Raw genomic sequence first — 14,744 nt, forward strand, 5'->3', positions numbered from 1 at the left:
ATGCCTGGGCCGCTCAGCAGCGGACATGACTGCACTACGCGGCGAGCACGTTCGGCTGAATCAGCAGCGCTCGCGCAAGCGTTGTGCCGCGCCGCGTAGCAACTGCTCGGTGCTATCCCAGCCCAGGCATCCATCGGTCACCGACACACCGTATTGCATCGACGCGCTCAAGGGCTGGCAGCCCTCGAACAAATGGCTTTCAAGCATCATGCCGATCAGCGAGGTGTCGCCCTGCAGGCGTTGCTCCAGCACGTCGTTGAACACCGCCGGTTGCCGCAATGGGTCCTTGCCACTGTTGGCATGACTGCAATCGACCATGATCCGCGCCGCCACCTTGGACTTGGCCAGGTCGCCCTTGACCTGCGCCACGCTCTGCCCATCGTAGTTCGGGCCTCGGTGACCGCCGCGCAGCACCAGGTGTGTATCAGGGTTGCCTGAGGTCTGGATGATCGCCGGATGCCCCTGGCTGTCGACGCCGAAGTGGCGATGTGGGTGGGCCGCCGAGCGCATGGCGTCACAGGCGATGGCGACGCCACCGTCGGTGCCATTCTTGAAGCCTACGGGCATGTCCAGGCCGCTGGCCATTTCGCGGTGGATCTGCGATTCGGTGGTGCGCGCGCCAATCGCCACCCAACTGAGCAGGTCGTCGAAGTACCCGGCGGCCATGGGCTGCAGCAGCTCGGTCGCGACCGGCAGGCCCAGACGCAGCATTTCGCGCATCAATTGGCGTGACAGGGTCAGGCCGGCGGCCATGTCATCGCTGCCGTCCAGGTGAGGATCATAGGCCAGACCTTTCCAGCCGATGGTGGTGCGCGGTTTTTCGACGTAGGCACGGATCACCAGCAGCATCTGGTCGCTGACTTCGAGGGCGAGTTTCTTTAACTTGCGCGCGTATTCCATGGCCGATTCGGGGTCGTGGATCGAGCACGGGCCGACAATCACCAGCAAACGCGAATCTTCGCCATTGAGGATGGCACGCACGGCTTGGCGATGGGCGTGGATCTGTTCGACAAGGAACGGACTGAGCGGCAACTGGTGCTTGAGCTCAAGGGCGCTGGGCAGACGCTGGGTCAGGGCCTGATTGGCACTGATCAGGGTGGAGACGGGCAGAGCGGCGACGGAGGAGTTCATATTCAAGGCTTCCTGGGCGAGCAGCGGGCGATTCCCGCGCTCAGCCCTACAGGGGTGTTCGACAATTGGCCATATCGGCGATGTGTGTTGGTTTGCCACCCATAGGTGACCGATCGGAGGCGGCAGGCTGTCCCGAGCGGAGCTGGCTAAATCGCCATGCGGTGCAAGTGTCGTAGCGGTAATAGGTGGCGTAGTTCATGTTGTGCTTCCTGTTATGTGTTCGTGATCAAGCAAAAAGAATAAGGGCCAGAAAAAACAAAACCCCCGGTCGGGGAGCCGACCGGGGGTTAGATTTCTCTGGCAGGCGACCCCTTGAGTAGTGGCCGCCGATTTCAGGTATCAGGCGCGCCAGTGGCTAAACCAATACCCAAAATAAAAGCTGACAGGTGCGCTCGAACCGTTCACGCAGGCGACCGACACCGAACGCATGGCGCTGGCGGCTAGGCATACCTGAGGGTGGGCGAGTTGCAACATGTTATGTCTCCAAACGATGGCGGGAGCTTACTAGAGACGCGCGATGGGATTCAATCGGTAATTTCTATTGCATGAAGGGACTTACCGCTATGGGGGAGTGCCGATATGCTGGTAACACGTTACGACTGATTATTCGGACACCCCCATGACGGCCTTGACTCTTGCTGCGGCTCAATCGATTTCCGTCCCCGGCGATGTGCCTGCCAACATCCGCAGGCACATGGCATTTATGCAGGTGGCGGCAGAACAGGGCGTACAACTGCTGATATTCCCTGAGCTGTCGCTGACCGGTTATGAGCCTTCGCTCGCGGCCGACTTGGCCATCGCACCAGACGCTGCGCAACTGACGCCTTTGCGCGTAATGGCCAGGGAGCTTGGACTGACCGTCGTGGTGGGGATGCCGATCCGGCTGGTGCCCGATGCCGGTGTCATGATTGGCGCACTGGTACTGGGAGCGGATGGTTCCCGGGCGGTCTACACCAAGCAGCACCTGCATCCAGGCGAAGAAGTGGCGTTTGTCCCGGGGCAGGGCGGTGTGGCCTTAGCGTTCGGGGATGACCGCATCGCTTTGTCGGTATGTGCGGACTTCACTCATGCCAGGCATGCGCGTGCCGCCGCTGAAGCGGGCGCGAATGTCTATGCCGCCAGCGTGCTGATCAGCGAAGGCGGTTATGCAAAGGATTGTGCACAGTTGCAAACTTACGCCGCCGAATATCGTTTGCTGGTGTTGATGGCCAATCATGGTGGCCCATCGGGGGGCTGGGATTGTGCTGGCCGTAGCGCAATCTGGTCCGCCGATGGCCGATTGCTTGCCGCTGTGCCTGGCGTGGGCGAAGCACTCTTGGTGGCGCGCCGCAATAACGACGTGTGGGCTGGCCACGTAGTGGCGCTCTGAATGATGTTTAACCTGCGCGCCGCCACGGACAATGACCGAACTTTCGCCCGAACCCTGACCTATGAGGCGATGAGCCGCTACTACCAGCAGTATGGTTTGCTGTGGTCCAACGATGGCTTTGATGTGGCGTGGGACGGTCGCGAAAACTGGCTGATCTGCCGCGAGGCTTCAGTTTTGGGCTTTATCAGCTTGAGCCGCGACAGCAAGGCGCTCTACATCCGTGAGCTGCATATGCTCGAAGGCTGTCGTGGGCTGGGCGCCGGCAGTTGGGTGTTGCAGCAAATGGCCCTGAAGGCGCAATCCTTGGGGCTATTGCGATTGACCGTATTCAAAACCAACCCGGCGCGCAGGCTGTATCAGCGCATGGGGTTGAGCATTGTTGGCGAAGAGGATTGCTTCTGGCGCATGGAGCGCGTCTGTCGTCCAAGCTAAACAGTGCGTGTAAACCTAATAAGCGCATACTGGCCTCAGGAGTCGACTTCCTGATCGTTGTTTTGGCCATCAGCCTCAGAAAGGATGATCCCTTCTTTCATACCCAAAAGGACCGCTACCTTATGGGCCTCTCCACGTCGCCCCTTTTTGCGCCCAGCGAGCACTTGATAGGTGGTTGCCGGATCTACGCCATGTTCACGGGCGAACGCTTGAACTGACTTTCCTTGATGTTCCAGCCAGGCCTTGGCTTGTGCAGCAGTACGGATTCCGGGCATAGTTCAAAACCGTTCAAGTTCGTTTAACGAAGAGATGAGGGTGTCACCTCTTGGGGTGTGCCAACTAGGATCATACATCCAAATGAGTGGAATCGGTTCGCGTTTGAGGCAAGAAAGAGAGCGACTTGGCCTGTCGCAGAAAGTTTTTGGTGAAATTGGAGGTGTCGAAGCCAATGCACAAGGTAAATACGAAAGCGGTGGGCGCGCGCCTAAAGCCGATTATTTGTCACGCGTCGCTGCAAGAGGCGTGGATGTGCTCTATGTATTGACTGGCACCGCCACGCCCCTTCAACTCGATAATTTGAGCCAGATCGAAGAGAAAGTATTGGGTGACTACCGCGCGATGTTCAAGGAGGACCAAGATGCAATTCGTCGCCTCACCTCCACCTTGGCCGAACACAGCGCTTCAGTGAACGGGAAATCCAAGGTCCAGCCCTCGGATTCCTGACCTTTCGTCCAGCAATTGCGGCTATCCGCCCCTCGGCGGATGGCCTTTGCTTATCCAACGTCCATATATATGACGCGTGCAGCTAGGTCTGCGCCTTGGTTTTTTGCTAAGGTGTTCAGCAACCTATAAGACCATATCGCGAGGTGTCTGCTTGATTAGGGTGCTAGTAGTCGATGACCATGATCTCGTTCGTACAGGCATTACACGAATGCTGGCTGACATCGACGGCCTGCAAGTAGTCGGTCAGGCCGAGTCGGGGGAGGAGTCCCTGATCAAGGCTCGGGAGTTGAAACCCGATGTGGTATTGATGGACGTCAAGATGCCAGGCATCGGCGGTCTGGGTGCCACCACCAAATTGCTGCGCAGCCATCCGGATATCAAGGTCGTGGTGGTGACTGTGTGCGAGGAAGACCCGTTCCCCACGCGCTTGCTGCAGGCCGGCGCGGCCGGTTACCTGACCAAGGGCGCCGGCTTGGCGGAAATGGTGCAAGCCATTCGTTTGGTGTTTGCCGGTCAGCGCTATATCAGCCCGCAGATTGCCCAGCAGTTAGCTATCAAATCGTTCCAACCCACCAGCGATTCGCCGTTCGACGCCTTGTCTGAGCGGGAGATCCAGATCGCTTTGATGATCGTCGGCTGCCAGAAAGTGCAGACGATCTCCGACAAGCTGTGCCTGTCGCCCAAGACCGTCAACACCTACCGTTATCGTATCTTTGAGAAGCTCGCCATCAGCAGTGATGTTGAATTGACCCTGCTCGCGGTGCGCCACGGCATGGTGGACGCCAGCGCCTGACATGACCACGCCGTTTGATCCCAGCGCCTTTCTCTCGACGTGCAGCGGCCGCCCCGGCGTGTACCGCATGTTCGACACCGAGGCGCGCCTGCTTTATGTGGGCAAAGCCAAGAACCTGAAGAACCGCCTGTCGAGCTACTTTCGCAAGACCGGACTCGCGCCGAAAACTGCGGCCCTGGTGGCGCGTATCGCTCAGGTCGAAACCACCATCACCGCCAACGAAACCGAAGCGCTGTTGCTTGAGCAGACGCTGATCAAGGAGTGGCGGCCCCCCTATAACATCCTGCTGCGGGACGATAAGTCTTACCCGTACGTATTCCTGTCCGACGGCAACTTCCCACGCCTGAGTATTCATCGCGGGGCCAAGAAGCAGAAGGGCAAGTACTTCGGGCCGTATCCCAGCGCGGGGGCGATTCGTGAAAGCCTGAGCCTGCTGCAAAAAACCTTTTTTGTGCGCCAGTGCGAAGACAGCTTCTACAAAAACCGCACGCGGCCTTGCTTGCAATACCAGATCAAGCGCTGCAAGGCGCCCTGTGTGGGGCTGGTGGAGCCGGCGGAGTATGCCGAGGATGTGCGCCATTCGGTGATGTTCCTCGAAGGTCGCAGCAACGCGCTCACCGATGAGTTGTCAGCGGCCATGGAGCAGGCGGCCAGTGCCCTGGATTTCGAGCGGGCTGCCGAACTGCGCGACCAGATCTCGTTGCTACGGCGGGTGCAGGACCAGCAGAGCATGGAAGGTGGCAGTGGCGATGTCGATGTGATCGCCGCGTTCGTCAACCCGGGCGGCGCGTGTGTGCACCTGATCAGCGTGCGGGGCGGGCGGGTTCTGGGCAGTAAGAATTTCTTTCCGCAGACCGGTATCGACGAGGACGTGGCCGAAGTCATGGCGGCGTTTCTGGGTCAGTACTATGTCAGCAGTCCGGAGCGCGACTTGCCTTCGGAACTGATTGTCAACGTGGTCCATGAAGACTTCCCCGCACTGATCGAAGCCATTCACGAACTGCGCGGCCGCGAGCTGGATATCAGCCATCGCGTGCGTGGCACGCGTGCGCGTTGGCAGCAACTGGCGGTGACCAATGCCGAGCAGGCCCTGAGTGCGCGCCTGGCCAATCGACAGCATGTTGCCGCACGCTTCGATGCTTTGGCCGAGGTGCTCAACCTGGACGAACCACCGCAGCGCCTTGAGTGCTATGACATCAGCCACTCCAGTGGCGAAGCCACTGTGGCCTCCTGCGTGGTGTTTGGGCCGGAAGGGCCGATCAAGTCCGATTACCGACGCTACAACATTGAAGGGGTCACCGCCGGCGACGACTACGCGGCCATGCATCAGGCCCTCACACGGCGCTTCAGTAAATTGAAGGATGGCGAGGGCAAACTCCCTGACATCCTGTTGGTGGATGGTGGCAAGGGCCAACTCTCCATGGCCCGTGACGTACTCAACGAACTGGCGGTGCCCGACCTGATCCTGCTGGGTGTCGCCAAGGGCACCACGCGCAAGGCCGGTTTTGAAACGTTGTACTTGAATGATGCTGCCCATGAGTTCACTTTGAAAGGTGACTCGCCGGCCCTGCATTTGATCCAGCAGATCCGCGACGAAGCTCACCGTTTCGCCATTACCGGCCATCGCGCCCGCCGTGGCAAAACTCGACGAACCTCAACCCTGGAAGGGGTTGCGGGGGTGGGCCCGACGCGCCGCCGCGACTTGCTCAAACATTTTGGTGGCTTGCAGGAGCTGTCCCGTGCCAGCATTGACGAGATAGCCAAAGCACCCGGTATCAGTAAAAAGCTCGCTGAGTTGATTTATGCGAATCTGCACAGCGAATAGAATGCCTTTCCACCTCGTAGCCAGTTGTGCCGATGAATATCCCTAATCTGATTACCGTTCTACGCGTCCTGCTCATCCCGATTTTTATTTTGCTGTTTTATTTGCCCTACCAATGGAGCTACGTGGCCTCAAGTTCGGTATTCGCCTTCGCGGCAGCGACCGACTGGCTCGATGGCTACCTGGCGCGGCGCTTGGAGCAGAGTACGCCGTTCGGCGCATTCCTCGATCCCGTGGCCGACAAGCTGATGGTGGCTGTGGCCCTGGTGCTGCTGGTACAGGAGCACGGCAACCTGTGGCTTACGTTGCCGGCCGCCGTGATCATCGGCCGCGAGATCGTGGTGTCGGCCCTGCGTGAATGGATGGCGGAAATCGGCGCCCGCGCCCACGTTGCGGTCTCCAACATGGGCAAGTGGAAAACCGCCGCGCAGATGCTTGCCCTGGTGATCCTGCTGGCCAATCCGTCGCATTTCACCTTTTGGGTCCTGTTGGGCTACGCCTTACTGCTCATCGCCGCTGGCCTCACCTTGTGGTCCATGCTCCAATATTTACGCGCCGCCTGGCCTCATCTGCGCACCACCGTTGAAAAGAAATAAAACATTTTTGAATCAAGGGGTTGACGGGTGATGAGGATTCTATAGAATGCGCACCACCAAGACGCGGGAATAGCTCAGTTGGTAGAGCACGACCTTGCCAAGGTCGGGGTCGCGAGTTCGAGTCTCGTTTCCCGCTCCAAATATAGATCCACAGATGTCCGCTGGACGCTGGGATCCACGAAATAGACGCTTAGGCGTCTTTTTTCGTTTCTGCGGAAAAATACTGAAAACCAGGGTGATCCAGTACGTTTAAGTACCTTTTTGAGTACCTTTTTCCGGGAAGACTCAAATTCGTATTGTTGATGGATCCTTTCAGGTCGCCAGACGAGCATCGGGTGCTGACTCTCTAACAGGAGCTCACCATGCCTCTCTCAGATATGGCAATTCGGCACGCCCGACCTACAGATAAAAACTACACCATTGGCGATTTTGACGGCTTGTCACACATGGTGACTGCCGCTGGCAAAAAGCGATGGTTGTTCCGTTTTTATTGGGAAAGCCAGCAAGCCAAAATGTCCTTCGGCAGCTACCCAGCAGTCAGTCTGAAACAAGCACGTGAATGGCGTGATGACGCGCGCAAACTGCTTGCTCAGAATATAAACCCCCGGTGAACACCGTAAGCAGCAGCGCCTTGAGGCGGAGGATGAAGGAAAACATACCTTCCAAGCGGTCTACGACGAGTGGATCAACTTCCGCCGCCTGAGCTTGAACGAAGGTCGTCAAAGCACGCTGTCACAGATCCTCAGGGTCTTCAAAAAAGGACGTCCTGCCCACCCTGGCCGAGCGCCCCATCAAAAACATCACCCGCCACGATCTGCTGGCCATCCTCAGCACCATCGAGCAACGCAAAGCTTTCACCATGGCTGAAAAGTGCCGAACCTGGTTCAACCAGTTGTTTCGTTACGTCCTGGTAAAAGTCGAAGGTATGGAACTCAATCCTGCCTCAGACCTTGAAGTTGTCGCGCTGCCCAAACCACCCGTCACCAACAATCCTTATCTGCTGATGGAACGGTTGCCCGACCTACTGACGGCCATTCGAAAATACAGCGGTCACCTTCAAACCAAACTGGGATTGCGCCTGCTCTTATTGACCGGCGTTCGCACCGGCGAGTTGCGCTACGCCACACCCGATCAGTTTGATCTGGAAAAACAGCTCTGGGCGAAACCAGAACCGAGTTGGTCGTCCGCTTTTGAGGTAGACATCCAGACAAAGCCCAAGCGTTTTCTGGCGCTGTCACGAGATGGAGATAGATGGCATCACCGACCACAATTTTTCTGACATGTCCGCTTATGGCCGATTGTGTTGAAAAAGTCAGTTTTCCCAAAACACTCGAATATTAATGTATGAAAACACCTCTGTTGCCCGCTGCTACGTGAGATCCGAGTACTGAACCTTCTGCCAAAAATTCAGATTTCAATCTCAGGCGCGTACTTTTCTGGCGTGGAATTCGAGGCCGACTGTTTTCAACAGAATCGGCCTAAAGCGGTCACTCCGCATGCCTACGAAGCCAGGGGCGATTCAGGTGTCGCCGAAAACATAAAAACTGTACGCCCGAAAGTCACATCCCCTCATGGAACTTCCCGAAAAAATGATGTCAATTTGATTGCTCGTTACAGCAACAAGATTATCTTGGATCAGTCAGCGTCAGGCTATTTCCTGAGACCCCATGGAAAGAGTGATGAGAGCCATCATTGCGATGTTATTGATGTTGAGTACCTACGCTCATGCTAGTTGCAGCAGCATCAGTGACAGCGATCAACGCGCTTATTGCGAGGCCAAAACCAATGGCCAAAGCTGCGGCAATATCCGGGACAACGACCTTCGGGCCAGTTGCTCGGCGGAAATGAACGGTCAAAGCTGCGGCAACATCAGTGACAACGATCAACGCGCTTACTGCAATGCCAAAGTCAACGGTCAAAGCTGCGGCAATATCCGGGACAACGACCTTCGGGCCAGTTGCTCGGCGGAAATGAACGGTCAAAGCTGCGGCAACATTCAAGACAACAACTTGCGTAACGAGTGTGATGCTATAAAGCATTGATCTCCGAATCACGCATGACCAGCCGCTCTTCATCGATCCGCTGGCGCTCTAACTGATCTGGGCGGCGATCATCCCCTCGACCCGGGGAGCGGCATTGAAGTCGAGCATGGAAATGAAGCTTTCCATCAACGGTGATTCGTTGTGGGTGTTCCAGCTCATGTACAGGCCGATGGCCGGGTTGGGGGAGGCTGTCACGGCGTAGATCCGGCGAAACAGCACCTTGTCGCGCATGATTGAGTTGGCAATCGACTCAGGCACCAGGGCAACGCCAAAACCACAGGCTACCAAGCCTATCAAGGTATGGATCTGCGCTGCCTCCTGCACCACCTTGGGGTAAAAACCGGCGGCCTCACACAAGGCGATCAGCTGACTGTGATAGCCGGTGCCCAGGGCTTCGGGGGTGAATACGAAGTCTTCCCCAGCAAAATCCCTCAAGTCGATCGGACCTTCCTTCGCCTTCGGGTGATGGGCGGGCAGCGCCATCACGATCTCTTCGTCGAGCAACAGGCGTGACTCAACGTTTTCCGCCGAGATCGGCAACTTGCGCATAAAGGCAATATCCGCTTCCCCGGACAAAATAGCTTTGGCCTGGCTGGAAGAGGGCATCTCCTTGATGATCAACTGGACCTTGGGGTAGGTCTCGCGGAACTGGCGCAGGGTGCTGAGCAGCGACTCGTAGTAGGCGATCGACACCGCAGTCACTGTGAGTTTGCCGGCAATACCCTCGGATACTTGGCGTGCGTGTTCGATGCCCAGCCTCAACTCCTTCAATGTGCTGTAGGCAGCGTTCAGAAACGCACCGCCGGCGGGGGGCAGCTTGACCCGCGTTTATTGCGCATGAACAGACGGAATCCCAGTTTGTCTTCCAGCCGATTGATGGCTTGGCTCAACGGAGGCTGGGCCATGTGCAGGCGAATGGCGGCCTTGTGGAAATGCAGCTCTTCAGCCACGGCGATGAATTGACGTAGCAGACGGGTTTCGATCATTTCTTCTGTTCCTTCATTTGAACTGATCTGTGGACTGGGCGAGGCAATGTTACCTGTAAACAGACGCTCGGCAGGGTAAGTTGAACTTCGGACCTAAAGCTTGCAAGTGCTGTCGAGCAGGCCTGAATGCCGTGGGGAAGTGTCGGGGTGGGCCTTTAGGGGGGGTAAACGCCAACGATTTATTCGCGTTGAGCGTCAACTTGATACGAGCCAAGTATCAACTTGCGCCGCCGTTAGTATTAAACAGCGTGAATACCCCTTGTTAAGGTGAGGTGGCACTCAAGAGGAAACAGCCAATGAACTTTATAGGAAAGACGGCAGTTGTAACGGGCGCTGGCCGAGGGCTCGGTTTTAGTTATGCGCAGGCGCTAGCCACGCTGGGCGCCAATGTCCTGATCAGTGATATCGGCGCAGACAAGCTGGGCGCCGGGGGCGATGGCTCCATCGCCATGGAGGCTGCGCAAACCCTCAGGGACAAAGGTTTGAACGTGGTGGGGCATCATGGCGACTTGTCCAGTGAACAGGGCTGCGAGCAATTGGTGGCAACGGCTATCCAGACGTTTGGCCAACTCGACATCTTGATTCACAACGCCGGTTGGGTCGGTTATCAGGCGATTGAAGAGGCCGATACAACATTCATCGGCCGCGCGGTGGATATCAATATCTATACCCCCGTGTGGTTATGCAAACATGCCTGGAAACACCTCAAACAGTCTGCTGCTGCACGAATCGTACTGACCTCATCCGACCGCGCGATGTACCAGCAATATGCCCAACCGGGCCTGGTGGCGTATGCCGCCGGCAAGATGGCGCAACTGGGCATCATGAATGCGCTGAGCATGGAAGGCACGGATGCTGGCATCCTCGTCAATGCGGTATCCCCAGTGGCCAAGACCCGCATGTGGGGCGTGACGGGCGAACCAGAGGACCTCAAGCCTGAGTGGGTGACGCCTGGCGTGGTGTTTCTGGCGTCGCAGCATTGCCAGGACTCCGGTTATGTCCTGCGTGCCAGCAATGGGCAGTTTACGGCGACGCGGTTTGTCGAAAACCCAGGTGTCGACTACCCCGTCGACTTGGCCCGAATTAAGGCCACCAGTGCCGAACAAGTTGCCCAGCTTTGGGACCAAATCAAAGAGCATTGAATATGCCTGCTCAGGAACAGCTCAAACTGTTTTCAGCGTGCCAGGCCGATCTGGGTGAAAGCCCGGTCTGGGATGAAGCCCATCAGTGCCTGCTGTTCGTGGACATCAGTGGCGGTCAGATCAATGCCCTGGACCAACATGGCCGCCTGACGCGGCTGTATGAGTCGCCTGCGCGCATCGGCGCCCTGGCATTGACTGAAAAGAGCAACCTGATTTTCAGCCAGAATGCTGGCGTTGCCATCCTCGACCGCACCAGCCTACGGGTCACCCAGAACTCAAAACTGGCCATTACGCTGTCGTCCTATCGCTTCAATGATGGTGCGTGCGACCCCCAAGGCCGCTTCATCACCGGGTTGATGGATGAAGGTCACAGCGGCAATACGGGCAAGCTCTATCGCTACGATGCCGGCCTTAACGCCTCGGTCATATTGGACGGCATCAGCCTGCCCAACGGACTGGCATGGACAAGTAAGGGCGACGAGTTGTTGTTCGTAGACTAGGTAGCGCGCACTCTCTACCGCGCTCCTTATTCAGCGAACGGCAACGCTCTACAAAAGTTATCGGTGTTCGCCAGGACGCCGGAAGAACTGGGCCGACCGGACGGCCTGGCGCTGGATATCGAGGATAACCTGTGGGTTTGTCAACGGAGGCTGCCTGCTGCAGTACGACCGCAATGGGGTCCTGTTGCAGACGTTGTCGGTGCCGGTGCCACGCCCCACCAGTTGCTGCTTTGGCGGGCCGGATATGCGCACCTTGTTCATTACCACCGCCAAATTCGGCATGTCGGCGACCGAACACGCGGACTATCCGGCGGCGGGTAATATCTACAGTATCCGGTTGCCGGTGCCCGGGCGGCCGCGCCACCGTTTCAAGGAGCTCTAATCGCACAGGCATCAGGGACGTGGAACGCCGGCAGGTATCCGTGAATAGTCGGTCAACGCCATCACCTTTTCCTGAATCTGACCCACCATTGCGCCGTGCTCCGCAGCGCTTTTTTCTTTGATGGCAGACCATTCCTGGTCAGCCATCAGGTTTACCCAACCCATGCGCTTCCATCCGCCCATCTGATCAGATAGGCAAGCTCAGTACCGTGGTCCTGGAAAGCTTGGGAGTGGGGCGGGTTTGTGCAATATCGATGGAGCAAGTCTGGGTGACAAAAGGATAATTTGGTCACTCGTTGTCAAGCGCATTTCGGGTGCGTAAGCTAGCCGCATGAACAAGACAACCATCGCTTCCACGAGCATCCGTGGTCCTGCCGATCATGAAATCCGGAACCAGATCGTCGCAGCGGCCAATCAGCACTTCAGTCAATACGGCTATAGCAAAACCACGGTTTCCGATCTGGCGAAGGCGATCGGGTTTTCCAAGGCGTACATCTACAAGTTTTTTGATTCCAAGCAGGCGATTGGTGAGGCTATCTGTGCCAATTGCCTGGCGCAAATGATTGCGGCAGTGGAGCAGGAAATTAATGTTGGTGGCCTCACGCCGACCGAGCGTTTACGACGCTTGTTGAAAACGCTGGTGGCTACCGGTGTGAACTTGTTCTTCAGTGAGCGAAAACTCTATGACATCGCTGCTTTTGCAGCGTCTGAAAACTGGCCTTGCGCTCAGCAATACGATGCCTTGATCAGGGACTTCGTCGTGCAGATTGTGCGTGAAGGGCGAGAGCTCGGCGAGTTTGAACGCAAAACGCCGTTGGACGAAACAGTCGATGCGATCCACCTGGCGCTACGGCCTTTCGTCAATCCGTTGCTATTGCAGTACAACCTTGATGTCGTCGAGGTGGCTCCGGTCCTCACCTCCAATCTCATTCTGCGTAGCTTGATGCCGTGAGCCTACGCCAAACCCTGTATAGCTTTTTGCGCTGATATCAACGTTTAGTCTGTGGGTGAACACTGCCCAACTGGGCCTGTCCGCTTGCCAATAATGTGACTGTTTGTGGGAGTGGTCACACTAATAAGCAGGACATACCTGTCCTTGAGGGATCACCCTCAAGCAGCGCTGTTGCAATCAACGACTCATGGGCGCGGATCTTCCGGTCGCTCGTCACCTGAGCGGATATCGACTCGTCAGTTGGGTAGCCGAAGGCTGCCAGCCGCCGCCCAGTGCCCTGAACGTGGCGACGGCCGCGCGTGCCGATTCGGTCTGTGCCTGTGCCCGAGCGTCGGAAGCCTGAAGCAAGGTCTCGTCAGCGTGCAGGACGTCAATCAAGCTCGCCGTGCCTTTCTCATAAGCAATGAACGACGATTGGCGAGCTTGAGTCAGCGCCGTCTCGCCTCCCATGAGGGTGGTGGCTTGGGCGTCCCGATTGACCAGCGAGGAGAGCGCGTTCTCGACGTCCTCGGTGGCGCGCAGCACGGATTGACGGTAAGCGGCCAGGGCTTCGGCTTCCTGTCCCTTGGCTTGGTCGATTTGGGCGTTGATGCGGCCGAAATCGAACAGTCTCCAGCGCAGCCCCAGTACGCCAGCCGATTGACTGGCGCCGCCGGAAAAAAGATTGCCTGCGGACACCGCTGTCGCACTCCCCAGTAACGCACTTAGCGAGAACTTCGGGTAGTACTCGGCAATCGCTTCCCCGATGCGTGCGTTGGAGGCGGCAAGGCGGCGCTCGGCCACGATGAGGTCAGGCCTGCGCCGCAGCAAATCGGCGGGGGTTCCCAAGGTCGTTAACTGCGGTGCTACCGGAATGCTCCCGACCATGGCAAGTTGCGTACGGTGAGTACCGGGTGGCGTGCCGAGCATGACATCGAGTGAGTTCATGGCAGCATCCAGACCGGCCTGCAGGACCGGCACCGTGGCTTGGACCTGGGCTAACGCCCCCTCGGTTTGACGCACCTCATAGCTGGCGGCAAGCCCTTTGCTATAGAGCAATTGGACTTTCTCCAGCAGTCCCTGCTGGGTTTTGACTTGCCGATTCGCAATGTCCAATCGAGCCTGCAGCCCACGGATAGTGATGTAGGTATCCGCGGTCTGCGCGGCGATGGCCAATCGTGTGGCAGCGGCGCCTGCTTCGCTGGCCTGGTACTCGGCCAGCGCCGCCTCGCGTCCGCGTCGCAGGCCGCCAAAGATATCCACTTCCCAACTGGCATTGAGGTCGGCCTCGTAGGAACTCCCATACCGATCGTAGTCAGGCGTTGAGTTCAACACCTGGCCGAGCGGGGTCTCGATGGATTGATAGGCACGTGCGGCCTGAGCGCTGATGTTTGCTGAGGGCGCCAAAGCGGCATTGGCGGCGCTGAGTCCGGCTCGCGCCTGTGTAACCCGCGCCTGGGCCTGTGCCAGATCGAGGTTCTGCTCAAGCGCCTTGGAGACGAAGCCGGCGAGCAGTGGATCACCGAAACTCTCCCACCAGATGACCAGACTGGCAGGTGTTGCCGCTGGTCTCTGCCCGACAGAAAACGGGCCCCAGTATCGGTCCGGGAGCGGGGCGTCTGGACGGCGATAGTCCGGGCCGACCGCACAGCCTGTCATCAAGGTGGCGCTTATCAGAAAAGCAGCGGGGCGCAGGGAGAGCATTGAGATTCCTTGAATCGCGGGATGTTTGTGACCATATTACTTTGTGGTCACAACCTGTCAATTGAGGCCACTGAGCTAAATTCAGGCATGGCAAGAAAATAACCCTCGACTGCCTCACATGCAGCCCTTGCAAAACGCCGCCTTGTACCGATCCAGTCTGAATGAAGGAGGCACCTAGAGCTTTCGCGTAAG

The 14,744-nt window shown here is 57.6% G+C and carries 15 protein-coding genes, 1 tRNA gene and 2 pseudogenes; 12 read left to right on the forward strand and 6 right to left on the reverse strand.

Annotated features, from left to right (window positions below; all coding sequences use genetic code 11):
• Positions 1 to 60: 60 nt before the first annotated feature.
• On the reverse strand, positions 61 to 1,131 hold the full coding sequence (locus tag HRH33_RS10995; RefSeq protein WP_123480173.1) for a 3-deoxy-7-phosphoheptulonate synthase: 1,071 nt from the start codon (positions 1,129 to 1,131) through the stop codon (positions 61 to 63).
• 619 nt (positions 1,132 to 1,750) lie between these two features.
• Between HRH33_RS10995 and HRH33_RS11000 the strand changes: the two genes are divergently transcribed.
• A complete protein-coding gene (locus HRH33_RS11000; RefSeq protein WP_167417410.1) occupies positions 1,751 to 2,500 on the forward strand; it encodes a carbon-nitrogen hydrolase family protein in 750 nt (249 codons plus the stop codon).
• Positions 2,501 to 2,932, forward strand: a complete 432-nt coding sequence (locus tag HRH33_RS11005) for a GNAT family N-acetyltransferase (protein ID WP_167417411.1) — start codon at positions 2,501 to 2,503, stop codon at positions 2,930 to 2,932.
• A gap of 35 nt (positions 2,933 to 2,967) precedes the next feature.
• On the opposite strand, the gene HRH33_RS11010 is transcribed toward HRH33_RS11005, so the two are convergent.
• The gene (locus HRH33_RS11010; protein WP_034097254.1) at positions 2,968 to 3,207 is read right to left on the reverse strand and encodes a DNA-binding protein; all 240 of its coding nucleotides are present in this window, start codon (positions 3,205 to 3,207) and stop codon (positions 2,968 to 2,970) included.
• Between the two features lie 82 nt (positions 3,208 to 3,289).
• Between HRH33_RS11010 and HRH33_RS11015 the strand changes: the two genes are divergently transcribed.
• From HRH33_RS11015 to HRH33_RS26725, 7 genes are all read left to right on the forward strand, one after another.
• Complete coding sequence (locus HRH33_RS11015) at positions 3,290 to 3,655, forward strand: helix-turn-helix domain-containing protein (RefSeq protein WP_034097256.1); 366 nt, start codon at positions 3,290 to 3,292, stop codon at positions 3,653 to 3,655.
• A 151-nt stretch (positions 3,656 to 3,806) separates the two neighbouring features.
• The gene (gene gacA, locus HRH33_RS11020) at positions 3,807 to 4,448 is read left to right on the forward strand and encodes a response regulator transcription factor GacA (RefSeq protein ID WP_003190387.1); all 642 of its coding nucleotides are present in this window, start codon (positions 3,807 to 3,809) and stop codon (positions 4,446 to 4,448) included.
• A gap of 1 nt (position 4,449) precedes the next feature.
• Complete coding sequence (gene uvrC / locus HRH33_RS11025; RefSeq protein ID WP_034137765.1) at positions 4,450 to 6,273, forward strand: excinuclease ABC subunit UvrC; 1,824 nt, start codon at positions 4,450 to 4,452, stop codon at positions 6,271 to 6,273.
• A gap of 32 nt (positions 6,274 to 6,305) precedes the next feature.
• On the forward strand, positions 6,306 to 6,866 hold the full coding sequence (gene pgsA, locus HRH33_RS11030; protein ID WP_034137766.1) for a CDP-diacylglycerol--glycerol-3-phosphate 3-phosphatidyltransferase: 561 nt from the start codon (positions 6,306 to 6,308) through the stop codon (positions 6,864 to 6,866).
• 63 nt (positions 6,867 to 6,929) lie between these two features.
• Positions 6,930 to 7,005: transfer RNA gene (locus HRH33_RS11035), tRNA-Gly, on the forward strand.
• 223 nt (positions 7,006 to 7,228) lie between these two features.
• Positions 7,229 to 7,477, forward strand: coding sequence for an Arm DNA-binding domain-containing protein (locus tag HRH33_RS26720; protein WP_425326814.1), 249 nt, complete (start codon positions 7,229 to 7,231; stop codon positions 7,475 to 7,477).
• 188 nt (positions 7,478 to 7,665) lie between these two features.
• Positions 7,666 to 8,145 (forward strand): tyrosine-type recombinase/integrase, encoded by a 480-nt coding sequence (locus tag HRH33_RS26725; protein ID WP_425326822.1) that lies wholly within the window; start codon positions 7,666 to 7,668, stop codon positions 8,143 to 8,145.
• Positions 8,146 to 8,566: 421 nt separating this feature from the next.
• Here HRH33_RS26725 and HRH33_RS11045 read toward each other — a convergent pair whose 3' ends face one another.
• Complete coding sequence (locus HRH33_RS11045; protein ID WP_167417412.1) at positions 8,567 to 8,905, reverse strand: hypothetical protein; 339 nt, start codon at positions 8,903 to 8,905, stop codon at positions 8,567 to 8,569.
• 51 nt (positions 8,906 to 8,956) lie between these two features.
• Positions 8,957 to 9,894: pseudogene (locus tag HRH33_RS11050) on the reverse strand (LysR family transcriptional regulator).
• A gap of 296 nt (positions 9,895 to 10,190) precedes the next feature.
• Between HRH33_RS11050 and HRH33_RS11055 the strand changes: the two are divergent.
• Both HRH33_RS11055 and HRH33_RS11060 read left to right on the forward strand, forming a co-directional pair.
• Positions 10,191 to 11,036: an SDR family NAD(P)-dependent oxidoreductase gene (locus HRH33_RS11055; protein ID WP_167417413.1), complete on the forward strand. Its 846-nt coding sequence runs from the start codon at positions 10,191 to 10,193 to the stop codon at positions 11,034 to 11,036.
• A gap of 2 nt (positions 11,037 to 11,038) precedes the next feature.
• Positions 11,039 to 11,918: pseudogene (locus HRH33_RS11060) on the forward strand (SMP-30/gluconolactonase/LRE family protein).
• Between the two features lie 11 nt (positions 11,919 to 11,929).
• Here the strand turns inward: HRH33_RS11060 and HRH33_RS11065 are convergent.
• A complete protein-coding gene (locus tag HRH33_RS11065; protein WP_243269815.1) occupies positions 11,930 to 12,082 on the reverse strand; it encodes a hypothetical protein in 153 nt (50 codons plus the stop codon).
• Between the two features lie 166 nt (positions 12,083 to 12,248).
• Between HRH33_RS11065 and HRH33_RS11070 the strand changes: the two genes are divergently transcribed.
• Entirely contained in the window at positions 12,249 to 12,869 is a 621-nt protein-coding gene (locus HRH33_RS11070; RefSeq protein ID WP_034137771.1) for a TetR/AcrR family transcriptional regulator, read from the forward strand.
• A 213-nt stretch (positions 12,870 to 13,082) separates the two neighbouring features.
• On the opposite strand, the gene HRH33_RS11075 is transcribed toward HRH33_RS11070, so the two are convergent.
• Entirely contained in the window at positions 13,083 to 14,552 is a 1,470-nt protein-coding gene (locus HRH33_RS11075) for an efflux transporter outer membrane subunit (protein ID WP_167417414.1), read from the reverse strand.
• Positions 14,553 to 14,744: the final 192 nt, after the last annotated feature.

The sequence above is a fragment of the Pseudomonas rhodesiae genome (assembly GCF_013285305.1).
GTDB classification, from domain to species: Bacteria; Pseudomonadota; Gammaproteobacteria; order Pseudomonadales; family Pseudomonadaceae; genus Aquipseudomonas; species Aquipseudomonas rhodesiae.

Bases quoted from the DNA above. Each gene is read 5' to 3' on its own strand.
- HRH33_RS11075 (WP_167417414.1), bottom strand. From the start codon at position 14,552: ATGCTCTCCCTGCGCCCCGCTGCTTTTCTGATAAGCGCCACCTTGATG.
- HRH33_RS11070 (WP_034137771.1), top strand. From the start codon at position 12,249: ATGAACAAGACAACCATCGCTTCCACGAGCATCCGTGGTCCTGCCGAT.
- pgsA (WP_034137766.1), top strand. From the start codon at position 6,306: ATGAATATCCCTAATCTGATTACCGTTCTACGCGTCCTGCTCATCCCG.
- HRH33_RS11055 (WP_167417413.1), top strand. From the start codon at position 10,191: ATGAACTTTATAGGAAAGACGGCAGTTGTAACGGGCGCTGGCCGAGGG.
- HRH33_RS11000 (WP_167417410.1), top strand. From the start codon at position 1,751: ATGACGGCCTTGACTCTTGCTGCGGCTCAATCGATTTCCGTCCCCGGC.
- HRH33_RS26720 (WP_425326814.1), top strand. From the start codon at position 7,229: ATGCCTCTCTCAGATATGGCAATTCGGCACGCCCGACCTACAGATAAA.
- HRH33_RS11065 (WP_243269815.1), bottom strand. From the start codon at position 12,082: ATGGGTTGGGTAAACCTGATGGCTGACCAGGAATGGTCTGCCATCAAA.
- uvrC (WP_034137765.1), top strand. From the start codon at position 4,450: ATGACCACGCCGTTTGATCCCAGCGCCTTTCTCTCGACGTGCAGCGGC.
- HRH33_RS11045 (WP_167417412.1), bottom strand. From the start codon at position 8,905: ATGCTTTATAGCATCACACTCGTTACGCAAGTTGTTGTCTTGAATGTT.
- HRH33_RS11015 (WP_034097256.1), top strand. From the start codon at position 3,290: ATGAGTGGAATCGGTTCGCGTTTGAGGCAAGAAAGAGAGCGACTTGGC.
- HRH33_RS10995 (WP_123480173.1), bottom strand. From the start codon at position 1,131: ATGAACTCCTCCGTCGCCGCTCTGCCCGTCTCCACCCTGATCAGTGCC.
- HRH33_RS11005 (WP_167417411.1), top strand. From the start codon at position 2,501: ATGATGTTTAACCTGCGCGCCGCCACGGACAATGACCGAACTTTCGCC.
- HRH33_RS11010 (WP_034097254.1), bottom strand. From the start codon at position 3,207: ATGCCCGGAATCCGTACTGCTGCACAAGCCAAGGCCTGGCTGGAACAT.